Source organism: Candidatus Caldatribacterium saccharofermentans (assembly GCF_050267035.1).
Classification (GTDB): Bacteria; Atribacterota; Atribacteria; order Atribacterales; family Caldatribacteriaceae; genus Caldatribacterium; species Caldatribacterium saccharofermentans.
On sequence record NZ_CP187957.1, the window covers coordinates 1,467,002 to 1,482,818 of the forward strand.

Consider the following 15,817-nt stretch of genomic DNA (forward strand, 5'->3'; position numbering starts at 1 on the left):
ATGTGAAGGTTCTCGTTATCGGTGGCACGGGCACCATCGGTTCGTTTGTCACTCAAGAACTCTGGAAAAGGGGCTGCGAAGTCACCCTTCTTGTTAGGGGCCTGTCCCGGCGGGTTTTTCCAAATGAGCCAGGGGTGTCGGTTATTCACGGAGATCGGAAGAACATCTCGCTTCTGCAGGCGGTTGCTGAACATAACTTCGATGTTGTGGTGGATCTGGCCTGTTACGAACCTCAGGATGCGGAGGCTGCGGTTCAAACCTTTGCGGGAAGGATTGAACAGTATCTCTTTGTGAGCACTGTGGATGTTTACACCAAGCCTGCTGCGGTTTATCCCGTCACCGAAGACGCTGAGCGAAACCCCCGGAAATCCTTTGCCTATGCCTGGAAGAAGGCACAGTGTGAGGAAGTTTTCTTTAAAGCCCATCGAGAAAAGCGATTCGCAGTCACCATCATAAGGCCTGCCCATACCTACTGTGAGGGCGTGACACCACTTCTTCAGGTTTTTGGCTGGACCACCGACCATCTGGATCGCATCCAGAAAGGAAAGCCGGTAATCATTCATGGAGATGGAACGTCGTTGTGGAGCTCTCTCTACGCTGAGGATCTGGCTGTCCCCCTCGCCAATGCTTTGTTGACCCCGCTTGCCTATGGAAAGGCGTACAACATAGCGAGTGAAGAAGTCATGTGCTGGAATCGTCTTTACGAAATCGTGGCTGACGTAATGGGGATGCCTCTTCGCCCGGTCTATGTTCCTGCAAAAGTTCTCGGGCAGGCTTTCCCCAGGAAAGCTTTATGGTGCGTAGAAAACTTTCAATACTCCAACGTGTTTTCGGTTGCGCTGGCCAAAAAGGACCTTGGTTTTGCCACCCGGACTTCCTACAGGGATGGAGTTGCACGGTGCCTCCGGTGGTTTGCAGAGAATGGAGGTTTTGATAACAGCGATTCGCCCCAGTTTGATTTTTATGAGCGGTTCCTCAGGGCATGGGAGACCTCAATGAGAAGTCTTATGGAGACACTTATAAGGGATACAGGCGGCGTTGAATAAATAGAAAGGAGGCCGAAAAGCTATGCCGGCATTGCAGGTTGCTCCGGAAAAAACTTACTTTGTCCTTGATGGGCGGCCCTTTTTCTACCTTGCCGACACGGTATGGAGCGCTTTTACCAGTGTTACCGAGGAGGAGTGGAAAGAGTATCTTGAATACCGGAAGTTGCAAGGGTTCAATGCTTTACAAATCAACGTTTTGTACCAGTGGGATGCCAGCGTCCCGTACCTTCGCTTTCCCTTCCGGAGAGACGAACGGGGTGAGTACTCTTCCTTCCAGATTGACGAAGCATACTTTGATTTTGCTGAAGGACTTCTGGAGCTGGCAACGCAGAAAGGCTTCATCCCTGCTCTGGTACTTCTCTGGTGCAATTTCGTTCCCGATACCTGGGCGTCTCAGAGAGGAATTCCCATGGTGATGCCTTTTGAGACCATGGAGAGATATGTGGAGTATGTGGTACAGAGATTTAAAAAGTTTTCCCCCATTTTTATCATCAGTGGGGATACCAACTTCGGTTCTCAGGAGACGGTGCGGTACTACCTGAGGGCGCTGGAAATCGTCAAATCCATTGCTCCTCAGGCCCTCACCACTTTCCATCTCCAGCCTCAGGCAGACCTTCCGGAAGATATTCTGCATTCCCCGTATCTTGATTTCTATACCTATCAGTCTGGTCATGTGAAGGCCGAGCAGCATTTCCCCTATGTCCTTGGAGAGAAGTTCGCCGCTCTTACACCCCAAAGACCAGTGGTGAATGCTGAACCCTGCTACGAGGGCCATCCCTATGGGTTTACCAGGGAGAATCGCTTCAGGGCCCTGGATGTCCGGAAAGCCGTCTGGCAAAGCCTCCTTTCTGGGGCAAGCGCTGGAGTTGCCTATGGTGCTCATGGCATCTGGTGCTGGCACCGAAAAGGGGCCGAGTTCCGGGGAGTGGAGTTTTCGGGAGAGCCTCTGGAGTGGCGGGTAGCCCTTGCCCTTGATGGAGCCTGGGACGTGGCTTTGGCAAAATTCATTATCGAGCGTTTCCGTCTTTTTGGTCTCAGGCCGGCCCAGGATATGGTGATGACCCCGAATCCCGAGATTCGGGCAGCCACGACTTTTGACGGGAAAACCACTGTGGTCTTTCTCCCTTCACCTCAGAGTATTTCCCTGAAACTCAACGGTACAGCATGGGAGGATGTGTGGGGTGTCGACCTTGAAGAGAGGCGATTTTTCCGGCCTGATGTCTGCTGCAGGAGTGAGGTTGTCGAAATCAGTGCTCTTCCGGCTAATCATGATTATCTCCTGGTGTTCACCCGATAATGTTTTATTTTTCCCATGCTTGAAAAATATTGCAAACTATGGTAGATGTATGAGCAGGATGCTGGAGGTGTCCCATGCCACTTCCTGAAGAGGATTTGATGGTCCGGATAGCCTGGTTGCATTATCAGGAGGGCATCACCCTGAGTGAGATTGCGGACCGTTTTGGCCTCTCCCGTCCGAAAACCACTCGTCTCCTCGACAAGGCCCGGCGTAACGGCATTGTCCGCTTCTATATTCAGGCTCCTAACGCCCATCTCCTCTCTCTGGAAAAGGAGTTAAAGGATACCTTCCACCTCACCGATGCGGTTGTTGTCCCCTCTTCTCCTTCCTTAGACATGGTTTATGAAAACATCGGGAAGGGTGGTGCGATCCTCCTCCACAGAATGATCCAGCGGGGAGACCTTGTGGGCATAAGCTGGGGCAGGACCCTGCGGTACCTTGCGGACAACCTGTTCCCCAAAGATGGCGTAGAGGATGTAAAGTTTGTGAGCCTGGCTGGTGGCCTTACCGTCGGTTCCTTTATGAACCCGTATAACATTGGGGAGAAGCTTGCCTCCATGTACCGGGGTGAGTGCTACTACATCCATGCTCCTGAGGTGGTGGAGAGCCCGGATTTGAAAGATTTTTATATGTCTGAAAGAGTGAATCAGAAAACCTTCGAAATGGCCAAAAGAGCAAGGCTCTCGCTCCTTGGTATAGGCGTGGCCAGCCAGCAGCATTCGACCTATATCCGGGCCGGTTTCATAGACTGGCAGGATATGGAGATTATCCGGCAGATGGGTGGTGTGGGGGATATTCTGGGTCAGTTCTTTAATATCAGGGGAGAGGTACTGGACCTTGAACTCCATAACCGAACCATTGCTGTGCCCCTTGAAGAGCTCCGAAAAATGCCCAACGTGATTGGTCTTGCCGGTGGGGAGCACAAGGTAGAAGCCATCCTGGGCGCTCTGCGGGGGAGGTTTATCAAGATTCTCGTTACCGATGAACACACTGCCCAGGAATTGCTTCGGAAGCATACTCAGGAAGCATGAGAAGGAGATGAAATCGTGAAAGCCCTGGTTTTCCTTGAACCTGGCAGGATGGAATTGCAGGACGTCCCAAAGCCAGAGTGTCCCGATAGGGGCATGGTGGTCAAGGTTGAGGCCTGTGGCATATGTGGGTCGGATCTGAGGACTTTCCAGAGTGGTCACCCCCGGGTTCGTCCTCCCTGGGTTATTGGCCATGAGGTGGCTGGGGTAGTTGTTGAAGTGGGGAAAGAGGTCAAGAAGTTCAGCGTTGGGGATAGGGTTGCCGTGGCTCCCCCGGTGTACTGTGGTGTTTGCTGGTATTGCCGGCGAGGAATATATTACCTTTGTGTGAACCAGCGGGAACTCGCCCAGGCCTGGCCTGGGGGGTTTGCCGAGTACATGGCCATACCTGAAGAGGCGCTTGCCTTTGGAAGCATTCATAAAATTCCCGAGGGTCTTTCCTTTGAGGAAGCGGCGATATCGGAGCCTGCCTCGTCCTGCGTGAATGCTCACGAGATCGCGGGAACATCCCTTGAGGACACTGTAGTCATCATCGGTGCAGGACCAATCGGGTGTTTCCATGTGGAAATTGCCAGAGCACGAGGGGCAAGGAAGATCATTCTCATGGATGTACTTGAAAGTCGCCTGGAACTGGCTAGGAGGTTTTCCCCCGATGTCCTCATCAGGAACATCCCCGGTTCCTCAGAGCATATCGATCGGGTTTTTGCCCTCACCGATGGTCTGGGGGCCTCAGTGGTCGTTGTGGCCTGTCCTTCGGGAGAGGCCCAGCAGGATGCCATTGCCATGGCAGCAAAAGGTGGCCGGATTCTTTTCTTTGGAGGGCTTCCGAAAGACAACAGCAAAGTGGTTTTTGACAGCAATCTCATCCATTACCGTGGTCTCCATGTCATCGGCGCAACGACCTTCTCCCCTAAGCACCACGAAATCGTTCTGGACATGTTTGCAACGGGGAAGATTCATGCCCGGGAGTATATCACCCATGTGTTGCCTCTTGAGAAATTCGCAGAGGGATTTGACGCACTTTTGAGTGGTAAAGCCTTAAAGGTGGTTCTGAAGCCATGAAAGAGGTATTAATTTCCGCTTCCATCGCCTGTGCCGATTTTGGGCACCTCACAGAACAGATTCGGGAACTCGAGGAGGCAGGTGTGGCATTTCTGCATTTTGACGTGGTTGATGGGCGGTTTGCCCCCACGTTCATCATGGGTCCTCCTGTTCTTGCCTCTTTGCGACCGTACACGAAAATACCCTTTGAGGTGCACCTTGCCTGCTGGAATCCTGAAAAGTACGTTGAGCAGTTCGTGCAGGCAGGTGCGGATTACATTGCATACCACGTAGAGGCAACAGCAGATCCTGAGCGTCTCGCAGAGGTTATTCGCTCGGTAGGGGCAAGGCCAGTGGTCGCTCTGTGTCCTGAAACCTCTTCTGAAGCGATTTCTGACGCGCTTCTTGCACAGGTGGACATGGTGCTTGTTCTTGCTGTGCATCCTGGTTTTGCGGGTCAGAAGTTTATCCCCGGAACGGTTGAGAAGATTCGCCGACTGGCCTATCGTATCGAGAGTCTGGGACTTCGTTGCCTCATTGAAGTCGACGGCAACGTCAACGAGCAAACCATTCCGGAGGTGGTTGAGGCTGGAGCTCGAGTGCTCATTGGGGGAACTTCCGGACTTTTTCGCAAGGACAGAGGCCTTAAAGCATCGGTACAGATTATGCGGGAGGCAGCCTGCAGAGGAGTACAAGAGGAAGCGTCACAGCGCTTTTTGGGGTCAGCGTGTACTACCACCAGGTCGTGAAGGGTCTTGTGATTCTTGCGGCTGTGCTCATCGATATTCTCCGTTCAGGGGTTTTGAAAAAGCGGTAAGGAGGTGTCAAAAGGATGGCTCAGGTTTTTGCGCTCATCGTTGGGAATCGTGGGTTCTTCCCTGACTCACTGGCGGCGGCAGGACGGGAACGAATGCTCCGGGTGCTTGAAGAAGAGGGATTTGAGGTTGTCTGTCCCTCTCCAGAGGACACGAAGCTCGGAACGGTGGAGACCTGGGAGGACGCAAAGAAATGTGCTGCTCTTTTCCGCGCTCATGCCGATCGTATCGACGGAGTGATCGTCACGTTACCGAACTTTGGAGATGAGAAAGGGGTAGCAAATACCCTTCGACTGAGCGGCCTTCAGGTGCCGGTACTCGTTCACGCCTTTCCCGATGACCCCGAGCACCTCGACCTTGCCGGCCGGGGTGATGCTTTTTGTGGGAAAATCTCGGTCTGTAACAACCTCGTTCAGTTTGGAATCCCCTTCTCCCTCACCCGTTTCCACACCGTCTGGCCGGAAGAGGAGAGCTTCCGTGAAGACCTCCGCTGGTTTGCCCAGGTCTGTCGCATCGTGAGGGGTCTCAAAAATCTGAAAATCGGGGCCATCGGGGCTCGTCCAGGAGCATTCAATACCGTCCGCTTTTCAGAGAAAATCCTTGAAACGTACGGTATCTCAGTGGAGACTATCGATCTTTCGGAGATTTTTGCGGCCATGAGGAAGGTGCCTGAAGAGGAAGCAAAGAAGAAACTCGAGGAAATCCGCGCGTACTGTGACGTGAGTGCAGTTCCAGAAGACAAACTCTTCACCATGGCCCGCTTTGCTCTCGTGGTTGAACGCTGGATGGCAGAAAACGATATCCGGGCCACCGCCATCCAGTGCTGGACCTCCATGGAGTATAATCTCGGGATCACCCCCTGCGCTGTGATGAGCATGATGGGTGAAAAGCTCATGCCTTCAGCCTGCGAGGTAGATGTTGCCGGAGCCCTGAGCATGTACATCCTGCGTCTTGCGTCAAATCAGCCCTCAGCCCTTGTGGACTGGAACAACAATTTCGGTAACGATCCGGAAAAGTGCGTTCTCTTTCACTGTGGCAACTACCCACGTTCGATTTTTGCCACAATGGAAATGCGTTACGCCGATGTCATCGGGGCGACGGTGGGTATGGAGAATGCCTACGGGAGCTGCCGGGGGAATATTAAACCCGGACCTTTTACCTTCCTGCGCCTGTCGACTGACGACCTGAGAGGGAAAATCAAGGCCTATGTCGGCGAAGGCGAAATCACGCAGGATGTGGCGAAGACGTTTGGTGCCTGGGGAGTAGCCCGTGTTCCAAGGCTCCAAGACCTTCTCCAGTGCATCTGTAAGAACGGTTTCGAGCACCATGTGGCCATTAACCTTTCGCAGGTTGCTCAAGCAGTCCGGGAAGCGCTGGTCACCTACCTTGGCGTTGAGGTCTATCACCACTCTTGAGCCCTTTACGTTGGGAGGATGAAACATGGCTGAGTATCTCCTGGGTCTTGATTACGGGACTGGAGGGGGTAAAGCCTGCCTTATTGATGCCGAAGGTCGCGTGCTTGCTTATGCGTTTCGGGAATACCCCATCATTATCCAGCATCCTGGCTGGTCGGAGCACGATCCCCATCTGTACTGGAAGGTTGCCTGTGAGGTTATCCAAGAGTGCATAGCGAAGTCCAAAGTGAATCCCCGCCAGATCCGGGGTATTGCAGTATCTTCGGCTTTGCCGAATCTCGTCATGGTTGATCGCGATGGCAACCCCGTTCATCTTGCCTATAACCTCATGGACCGGAGGGCCACAAAAGAGGTGGCCTGGCTGAAGAGCACCATTGGCGAAGAGCGGATGTTTGCCCTTACCGGAAACCCGGTGGATGACCATCCGATGCTTGTGAATCTCCTCTGGGAGAAGAACAATCGTCCTGAGTCTTTTCGAAAGGTTTTCCAGGCGCTTACCGTCGATGGGTTCATCAACTTCAAGCTCACGGGGAAGTTCACGGTTAACATCGGTTCTGCAGCGTTCTATGGGGTGGCCTGGGATATCCGCCGGCACAAGTTCAACGAAGATGTTCTTCATGAGATTGGTCTTTCGAAAGACCTCTTCCCTCCTGCCTTTTCCTGCGAGGACGTTATCGGTGAGGTGACGGAAGAAGCCTCAAAGGCAACAGGTATCCCTCAAGGCACACCGGTGTGTGCCGGCGCTGTGGACTTCTGCGTGAGCTGTGTAGCAAGCGGCACCACCGCAGAGGGCGACGTGCAGATGAACCTGGGGACCTGTGGGAATTTCGGGATTGTGCACAAGACCACGGACTTTCTCCGGGAGATGCTGGTGTGCCCCCACGCGGTGGAATCCCGAACCACCTACGTCACCATCCCCACCACAACCACCGGTGGGCAGCTTCTGCGCTACGTGAGGGATAACCTTGCACATTTTGAGGTCGAGGTGGAGAAGATTCTCGGTGTGAGTGCCTATGACCTTCTGAATCTCGAGGCGGAAAAAGTCTCCCCAGGATGTGATGGCCTGCTTGCCCTGCCCTACTTCATGGGAGAACGGAGCCCCCTCTGGGATCCTTACGCCCGGGGGGTGATCTTCGGCCTTTCGCTCTCACACACCAAGGGCCATATCGTGCGGGCACTTATGGAATCGGTAGCCTATGCGCTGTACCATAACTTTGAGATTGTCCAGAGTGCAGGATGGAAAATTAATCTCCCTATCGTTTTCAACGAAGGCGGAGCACGGAGCAGGCTCTGGCGGCAGATTATCACCGACGTCTTCAATGTACCCACGGTATTTCTCAAAAACAGGGCAGGCGCTCCTTATGGGGGAGCGATTCTTGCCGGTGTAGCCTGTGGTGTCTTCCCGAATTTCCAGATAGCGAAAAAGCTCGCTGAGTACGTGGACCCTCTTGAACCTTCAAGCAAAAACCATAAACTCTACCGTGAGTACTACAAGCTCTACCGGAGGCTTTATGAACACCTCAAGGAGGACTTCCGGGAGCTTGCCCGCCTGAGGGAAGAGCATGTCCGGAGAGAGGAGGTCTCCTCGTGAAGCTCTCTTACAACATCCTGGTCTTTGGGAATGAACCGGTGGAGAAAAGCATTGCCCGTTTGAGCCGGTTTGGTTACGACGCCGTTGAGTTTGTGGGTGAACCAGACCTGTACGACCCGGCAGAGGTGCGGTCGCTCCTTGCGAAGTACAACATTCGAGCCGGGTCCATCTGCAACATCTGGAAGAAAGACCGGGACTTCACCAGTGCGAATCCGGAAATTCGGGAAAACGCAAAAAGGTACACTAAAAGCACCATTGATCTTGCGGAAGCCATCGGTGCAGAAGTGGTGATTGTGGCTCCCACGGCGAACATGCGAATCACCAGGGAGCTTCCTCCTGAAGAAGAGTGGAAGTATGCGGTTGAGGGTATCCGGGAGTGTGGAGAATATGCGCTTTCCCGGGGAGTCACCCTGGTCATCGAACCCTGGAACCGCTTCGAAACGTACCTCATCAACCGTCTGGAACAGGCCATACGCCTTGCCCAGGACATCAACTTGCCCAACGTCAAAATCATGGGGGACCTCTTCCATATGAACATCGAGGAATCCAGTATTCCCGAGGCAATCCGGAAGGCCAGGGGCTGGCTCGTCCACATGCACGTGGCGGATAACCAACGGGACCTTCCCGGCAAGGGACACCTCAGCTGGCCGGAAATCTTTTCCGCGCTCAAGGACATTCAGTTTCCGGGGTATCTTGTCCTGGAGTACATTCCTCCCCATGCCGATCCTTACTTTGCCTTTCGGGAGAAGGTCGACGAGTCAGTCTATGATGAGCACGCTCAGTACGCGGCCGAGTTTATCCGGAAGTTCCTGTAGAAGTAGGAGGGAGGTGAAAAGCCAGCTCAATGACAATTTTGTTTGTATGATTTGTGTAAGTTTTCCCAACTTGCAGAGTTCAAGAATTCTTTAAAAGAAGGGGGTATGAGCCTTGAAGAAACGGTGGTTGTTAATCGGTTTTGTAGCAGTTCTCCTGGTGTTGCTGGTGGGTGCTGTTTTTGCACAGGAGAAGCAAAAGCTTTACTTTATCTTTGTTCCAAAGCTGGTGCACCCTTGGTATGAGGATGTCATTGATGGAATCAAGAAAGCTGAAAGCCTCCTCGAAGCAACTGGAATGTACGACATAGAGTGGGAGTGGCTTGCACCTCAGGAAGCTGATGTGGTTGAACACGTTCGAAAAATCGAAACGGCTATTTCCAAGAAACCTAACGGGTTGGCGGTGGCAGTACTTGATCCTGGTTCGGATGTTCCTGCCATTCAGGAAGCCTTGAAGATGGGTATTCCTACGATTTGTTTTGACACTGACGCTCCGGAAAGTGGCCGGATAGGGTTTGTTGGACGAGTTGATTATATTGCAGATGGAAAGGAAATGGCAGAAATCCTTGCGAAGGCTATCAACTATGAAGGGGAAGTCGGTATTCTCATAGGGAGTCCGACTGCTCCTAACCACCGTGACAGAGTCGCAGGGTTCAAAGAAGCTCTTAGTAAGTATCCCAACATTAAGATTGTCGCGGAACTTGCCGATAACGATGACCTTGAAAAGGCCATAAGATTGACTGAGAGCATGTTGGCTGCTCATCCTAACCTTAAGGGTATTTATGGTTGCAATGCCACAGCACCTATTGGAGCAGCAAGGGCGGTGAAGGATGCTGGAAAATCTGGCCAAGTTATTGTTGTAGGCATGGATGATTTGCCAGAGATGGTTGAGTTCGTGAGGGATGGTACAGTCTTAGCTATGTCCGTGCAAAGGGTTAAGGAAATAGGTTTTTGGAGTACAATCTATCTTTGGGCTTTGAATACTGGTCATCACATTCCGGATAAACACGACACTGGGTCATTTGTGGTTTACAAAGAAGATCTTGACGTCTACACGCAATGGAAATAACCAATAGGTAGGGTCTTCCTCCGCCCACTCGAGTGGGCGGAGGAAGACTTAAATCTTTGCGAAAGGAGATGTGTGAATGCGCGATTCGTTTTGGGGCTTTGTAAGAAGGGTTTTTGCTTCTCAAGAAGGAGGCATTATTGTCGCTTTAGCTATCATGTGTATTTTAATTGCTGCTGTTAATCCAGCTTTTACGAGCCGTTACAACATCACTACTCTTATTCTAGGCTTCTCGTTCATTAGTATTGTTGCCTTTGGCGAAACCTTGGTTTTGATTTCTGGAGAGATCGATCTTTCGATAGGTTCTATCGCTGGGTTAAGTGGAATTATAACGGCTTGGCTCATGAGTTTCCTTGCGTTGTCACCGTTTCTGGCTATTGTTGCAGGGTTGGGAGTCGGTCTTGGATTTGGCTTTTTGAACGGATTGCTAGTTACCAGGGTGGGTCTGAATTCTTTCATTGCTACGTTGGGAACTATGGAAGCTATCAGCGGTTTAATCCTTGTGATCACCAAGGGAAGGGCTATTGTAAGGCTACCAGAATCTGTTTTCTTCCTGGGACGGGGGTCTTTGGGGATTTTGCCAGTTCCGGTTTTCATTATGATTGCAGTGCTTATTTATTTAAGTTTTATGCTTAATGCCACTGTATTTGGAAAGAGGGTTTACTTTATTGGCGGCAACGAGACCGCAGCCCGCGTAGCAGGGGTAAACGTGGAACGGACGAAGACCGCTGTTTTCGCTATCTCGGGTTTTCTCTCAGCTCTGTCCGGGATACTTATGATGGCGCGACTCACTTCTGGTCAGCCAACCATCGGTCAGTATTGGCTTATGCCCTCTATTGCAGCGGCAGTCATAGGTGGCACGAGCCTAGCGGGTGGTAAGGGCAGTGTTATCGGGACGCTGGCAGGAGCGGCTATTCTGGGTGTTTTACAAAATGCTATTGCCATACTGGGTATCTCTCCCTATTGGGAGCGAACCATTATTGGGTCAGTGGTGGTCTTAGCGGTAACGATTGACGTGTTACGAGAAAGATTTGCCTATTTGAGCGTGGTTCGGAGTACAGGAAAGGCGCAGGGGGAGAGGGAATAACCATGTCTACTGAACGTGGTCAGATACTTCTTGAGGCCAGGAACATCGTTAAAAAGTTTGGCGGTGTTGTGGCCTTGCGGGGGGTAAACTTCAAAGTGCACTACCAGGAAATTGTGGGTCTCGTGGGAGATAATGGAGCAGGAAAATCAACTCTTATCAAGGTGATTTCTGGAGTTTATCCCCCGGAAGAAGGAGAGATTTATTTCGAAGGTCACAGGGTCTTTTTTTCGACTCCCCGAGAAGCTCGTGATGCCGGTATCGAAACCGTTTATCAAGACCTTGCTTTAGCGCCAAACATGGATGCGAGTATGAATGTGTTTATAGGGAGAGAGGTGGTGCGAAGGGATTGGAAAGTTTTTCGAACATTAGATAAGAAAAAAATGTTTGAAGAGACGAAAAGAGTGTTAAGGGACATTCTCGGTGTACACGTTGAAGATAACGCTATTAGGTCCCCAGTGCTGTCTCTTTCTGGTGGACAAAGACAATGTGTAGCTATTGCTCGTGCTATTTACTCTGCTCCAAAGCTTCTTATCATGGATGAGCCGACAGCGGCGATATCGGTTAAAGAGCGCAGGAAGGTTTTGGATTTAATGCTTAATCTGAAACAACGGGGGATTTCTATCATTTTCATCAGTCATACTTTAGAGGAGATTTTTTCCGTTGCTGACCGTATCGTGGTTCTCAACCGAGGTAATCTGGTTAGAGATGTGCCCAAAGAGCAAACTTCTATTGAAGATGTTGTAACAGCCATGGTAAGCGGAAGCTCTCAAAATAGTGACTTGAGATAATGCTCAAGGCGCTGATTTTTGCCGACCGTTTTTTCACACCTGAGATCTTTGAACAGGCTACTTCTCAAGATCCCTTCTGGGAAGGGGTCCAGAGGGTCTACTACGACCTGGGGTGGCCGGAAGTTCCCTTTTGCTATGGGGAGAGGTTGCGGGAATACGTCCCCTACCCTCAAGAGGCGTTGAAAGAGGTAGAAGAAGCAGAAATTTTGGTAACGCAAATGGGTCTTGTGGATGAACATCTCCTCCAGCATGCCCCTCGCTTGCAGGTAGTAGGGTGTCTGCGGAGTGGGCCGGTGAATGTGGATCGCGAGGCGCTTGAAAAACGTGGGATTCCTCTCTTTTTTGCTCCGGAACGAAGCGTGGAGGCTGTGGCCGAGTTCACCGTAGGGCTTTTCATTGCTGCGCGGCGGGGGATTGTTCGAGCCTGCAGAGAGGCTTTCCTGGGCATCTGGAGCCAGAGCTCGTATTTTGACTACGCTCTGGCTCCCCTTCCTCTTTCGCAAGTTACTGTTGGACTCATAGGTTTTGGGAAAATTGCCCGAAGGGTCGCTCAGCTCCTTGGTCCTTTTCGCGTTCGCGAGGTGGTGTCGTACGATCCTTTTGTGCCCCAGGAGGATATGGCGATGTACGGAGTGCGGAAGGTTTCGCTTGAAGAACTCCTGCAAGTTGCGGACATTGTTTCTCTCCACGTGAGGTACACGGGGGAGAACAGGAAAATGATTGGGGAACGGGAATTCAGGATGATGAAACCGGGGTCCATTTTCGTGAATACCTCCCGGGGAGAACTCGTCGACGAAGAGGCTCTTGTGCGAGCTCTGCAACGTGGTATCCCCGCGTTTGCCTGCATTGACACTTGCTGCGAGGAACCCTGGTGTGGAAAACATCCTTTGGCAGACCTGCAGAACGTCATCCTCACTCCGCACATTGCTGGAGCCTCAAGGAGCACTGTGGAGAGCGCTGCGCTGGAGATTGCCCGGGCTATAGGCAGGTATTTTGAGGAGGCTCACCTTTTTAGCAAGAGGGGGGCGAGGTAAGTGTTTTTCCTGGGATTGGATGTGGGAACGACTCGCTGCAAAGCAGCGCTTTTCGATGAAGATGGTCACCTGATTGCGGGGGCCTCCCGGGAATACGGGTATACCAGTCCTCAACCAGGGTGGGCTGAGCAAGACCCGGAAGAAGTCTGGGGTTTAGTTCAGGAGGCAATTCGGGAGGCACTGCAGAAAACGGATAGAAAACCTCAGGCGTTGTCTGTATCGGCGCAGGGAGAAGCCGTTATCTTCCTCGATGGTCAGGGGAAGCCACTGCGAAGGGCTATTCTGGGTATGGATATGCGGGCCAAAGAGGAGGCTCAGGAGCTCAAAGAACGTTTTGGGGCCGAACGGCTTCTTGCCATGTCTGGTGTCCCTGTGCATCCTCTGACCAGCGCGGCGAAGATTCTCTGGGTGAAAAAGCACGAACCTGAGGTTTTTCGCCAGAGCGCAAAGATGCTCTGCTACGAGGATTTCATCCTCTGGAAACTGGGGGGCATTCCTGCCATCGACTTTTCGATGGCCTGTAAAACGCTCCTCTTTGATATGCACAGGAGAGAGTGGTCCAGAGAGCTTCTGGAGTACCTTGAGCTTGATGCATCGCGCCTTGCTACCTGCTTCCCCTCGGGAACCGTGGTTGGAACGGTCCAGAAAGAAGTTGCCGCAGAACTCGGCTTCCCAACTGACCTTCGCCTGGTCGCGGGGGGACATGACCAGTGCTGTGCCGCTCTGGGAGCAGGGTCAACAGAAGAACGCGTGGCCTTTGACAACGCTGGGACTGCAGAGGTCTTTGGGATACCGGTGTCGGATCCTTCGGTGGTTTTACGGATTCACCCCCAGAATTTCTCCTGCTATGCCCATGTGTTGCCCCAGAGGTTTCTCCTTGCCACACTGAACCAGACTGCTGGCCTTTTCCTGCGGTGGTACCGGGATACCTTTGCCAGAGAGGACTCTTATGCAACGCTTGTGGAGAGGGCTTCGAAAGAACCATCGCACATCTTCGCCCTGCCACATCTTGTAGGCAGTGGCACTCCCTGGATAGACCCCTTCTCGAAGGCCGCCTTTGTGGGCATGACCCTTCACACTGATGAGGGAGAGGTTATCCGGGCTATTCTTGAGGGGGTCGTTTTCGAGCAGAAGATGAGCCTCGACCTCTTTGAGGAACAGGGTGTGACCTTTGAGGAAGTCCGGGTCACCGGAGGCTGTGCTCGTTCGCCGCTTTGGCTGCAGATTCGTGCAGATATTTTCGGCAGACCAGTGAAGACTCTACAGTGTGAAGATGCCAGTGTTCTCGGGGCGGCTATTCTTGCCGCCTGTGGACTGGGGGCCTATGCCTCTCCTCAGGAAGCGGCAGCCAGAATGGTGCAGGTGAAAGGTGTCTGGGAGCCGAATGAGCGGCTCCATCGGGTATATCAGGAAAAGCTGGCTATTTACCGGGATCTCTATTTTGCTCTGAGAGATGTCCATCACCGTATGGGATGAAAGGAGGATCGACGATGCATAACCTCTTGCGGGAACTTGAGAGAAGGGAAGCAGAAAAGGAATATCTCCAGGTTGGTCTTGTGGGTTGTGGGCAGATGGGAAGCGGGATGGTCAACCTCACCCATAAAATGCCTGGATTGCGGATTACTGCTATTGCCGACCTTGAGGTGGAGCGGGGTATACGGGCCTTTAAGGAAGTGGGGTACGGTGAAGAAGACATCGTGGTGACCGAGAAGGTCGACGAGGCACAGAAGGCCCTGGAAAGAGGAAAGGTTGTGGTGACCCCCTCTGCCCATCTTCTCCCCAAGGTAGGCATGCTCTCTGCGCTGGTTGAGGCCACCGGGTCACCGGAGGTCGGTGCACAGGTTGCCTGGCAGGCCATCCTCAACGGGAAGAACATCGTGATGCTCAACGTGGAGACCGACGTAACTGTGGGGTGGATTCTGAAACGGCTGGCGGACCGGGCGGGGGTTGTGTACACCGTTTCGGCAGGAGACGAGCCTGGGGCGGTTATTGAGCTCTACCGGTTTGCAAAAGCCCTGGGGTTTCAGGTGGTGTGTATCGGGAAGGGGAAGAATAACCCTGTGGACTTCTTCGCCACTCCTGATACCTGCCGGGAGGAAGCCCTGCGCAAGAACATGAACCCAAAGATGCTCTGCGCCTTCGTGGACGGGACGAAGACGATGGTTGAGATGGCTGAAGTTTCCAATGCCACCGGGGCGTTGCCCGATATCCCGGGGATGCACGGGGCAAGAGTGGATGTTCCGGATCTCCCCCGAGTGTACATCCCCAAGAGGGATGGAGGGATTTTCGAGCGAGATTTCGTCGTTGACTATTCGACTGGAAAAGTTGCCCCCGGGGTTTTTGTCATCTTCACCACGGATTCCCCTCACCTGAGGCAGGACCTCAAGTTCTACTCCATGGGCGAGGGTCCGTACTACATCCTCTATCGGCCGTACCATCTCTGCAGCTTCGAAACCCCACTTTCAGTGGCCAAAGCCTGCTTTTTCGGGGAACCCACCATCAATTCCCTCTACTTCCACTCTGAGGTTGTTGCGGTGGCAAAGAGGGATTTATCCCCGGGGCAATTCATCGACGGTATCGGTGGGTTCGATGTCTTCGGCAAAATCTATACCGCCCAGGAAGCCAGAAGCTTACACGCAGTACCCATTGGCGTTATCCACCATGCGAAAGTGCTCAGACCGGTTGCCAGAGGAGAAGTCCTGACTTACCAGGATGTTGCCCTGGACGAGGATTCCTTCGTGGTAAAACTCCGGAAGCTGCAGGATATGATGATGGAAAGCGACAAGGAGTGACCCTG

General features: G+C 52.5%; 14 protein-coding genes. All 14 read left to right on the top strand.

Annotated elements, in window-relative coordinates:
• The first annotated feature begins 2 nt into the window (after nucleotides 1–2).
• Nucleotides 3–1,046, top strand: a complete 1,044-nt coding sequence (locus ACPT9Q_RS07440; RefSeq protein ID WP_427365440.1) for an NAD-dependent epimerase/dehydratase family protein — start codon at nucleotides 3–5, stop codon at nucleotides 1,044–1,046.
• Between the two features lie 22 nt (nucleotides 1,047–1,068).
• Complete coding sequence (locus tag ACPT9Q_RS07445) at nucleotides 1,069–2,343, top strand: DUF4038 domain-containing protein (protein WP_427365441.1); 1,275 nt, start codon at nucleotides 1,069–1,071, stop codon at nucleotides 2,341–2,343.
• A gap of 74 nt (nucleotides 2,344–2,417) precedes the next feature.
• On the top strand, nucleotides 2,418–3,374 hold the full coding sequence (locus ACPT9Q_RS07450; RefSeq protein ID WP_427365442.1) for a sugar-binding transcriptional regulator: 957 nt from the start codon (nucleotides 2,418–2,420) through the stop codon (nucleotides 3,372–3,374).
• A 15-nt stretch (nucleotides 3,375–3,389) separates the two neighbouring features.
• Nucleotides 3,390–4,433, top strand: a complete 1,044-nt coding sequence (locus ACPT9Q_RS07455; protein ID WP_427365443.1) for an alcohol dehydrogenase catalytic domain-containing protein — start codon at nucleotides 3,390–3,392, stop codon at nucleotides 4,431–4,433.
• Complete coding sequence (rpe, locus tag ACPT9Q_RS07460) at nucleotides 4,430–5,161, top strand: ribulose-phosphate 3-epimerase (protein WP_427365444.1); 732 nt, start codon at nucleotides 4,430–4,432, stop codon at nucleotides 5,159–5,161. The genes ACPT9Q_RS07455 and rpe overlap by 4 nt, the downstream gene beginning before the upstream one ends.
• Nucleotides 5,162–5,244: 83 nt before the next feature.
• A complete protein-coding gene (locus ACPT9Q_RS07465) occupies nucleotides 5,245–6,642 on the top strand; it encodes an L-fucose/L-arabinose isomerase family protein (RefSeq protein WP_427365445.1) in 1,398 nt (465 codons plus the stop codon).
• A gap of 25 nt (nucleotides 6,643–6,667) precedes the next feature.
• Nucleotides 6,668–8,233: an FGGY-family carbohydrate kinase gene (locus ACPT9Q_RS07470; RefSeq protein WP_427365446.1), complete on the top strand. Its 1,566-nt coding sequence runs from the start codon at nucleotides 6,668–6,670 to the stop codon at nucleotides 8,231–8,233.
• Nucleotides 8,230–9,048: a sugar phosphate isomerase/epimerase family protein gene (locus ACPT9Q_RS07475; RefSeq protein WP_427365447.1), complete on the top strand. Its 819-nt coding sequence runs from the start codon at nucleotides 8,230–8,232 to the stop codon at nucleotides 9,046–9,048. Before ACPT9Q_RS07470 ends, ACPT9Q_RS07475 begins: the two co-directional genes overlap by 4 nt.
• A 112-nt stretch (nucleotides 9,049–9,160) precedes the next feature.
• Nucleotides 9,161–10,114, top strand: a complete 954-nt coding sequence (locus tag ACPT9Q_RS07480; protein ID WP_427365448.1) for a substrate-binding domain-containing protein — start codon at nucleotides 9,161–9,163, stop codon at nucleotides 10,112–10,114.
• 76 nt (nucleotides 10,115–10,190) lie between these two features.
• Nucleotides 10,191–11,198 carry an ABC transporter permease gene (locus ACPT9Q_RS07485; RefSeq protein WP_427365449.1) on the top strand — a complete coding sequence of 336 codons (1,008 nt, stop codon included), beginning with the start codon at nucleotides 10,191–10,193 and terminating at the stop codon, nucleotides 11,196–11,198.
• A 2-nt stretch (nucleotides 11,199–11,200) separates the two neighbouring features.
• Nucleotides 11,201–11,986, top strand: coding sequence for an ATP-binding cassette domain-containing protein (locus tag ACPT9Q_RS07490; RefSeq protein WP_427365450.1), 786 nt, complete (start codon nucleotides 11,201–11,203; stop codon nucleotides 11,984–11,986).
• On the top strand, nucleotides 11,986–13,020 hold the full coding sequence (locus tag ACPT9Q_RS07495; RefSeq protein ID WP_427365451.1) for an NAD(P)-dependent oxidoreductase: 1,035 nt from the start codon (nucleotides 11,986–11,988) through the stop codon (nucleotides 13,018–13,020). The genes ACPT9Q_RS07490 and ACPT9Q_RS07495 overlap by 1 nt, the downstream gene beginning before the upstream one ends.
• The gene (locus ACPT9Q_RS07500; RefSeq protein WP_427365452.1) at nucleotides 13,021–14,496 is read left to right on the top strand and encodes an FGGY-family carbohydrate kinase; all 1,476 of its coding nucleotides are present in this window, start codon (nucleotides 13,021–13,023) and stop codon (nucleotides 14,494–14,496) included.
• Nucleotides 14,497–14,510: 14 nt separating this feature from the next.
• Nucleotides 14,511–15,812 (top strand): NAD(P)H-dependent oxidoreductase, encoded by a 1,302-nt coding sequence (locus ACPT9Q_RS07505; RefSeq protein ID WP_427365453.1) that lies wholly within the window; start codon nucleotides 14,511–14,513, stop codon nucleotides 15,810–15,812.
• The last annotated feature ends 5 nt before the right edge of the window (nucleotides 15,813–15,817 follow it).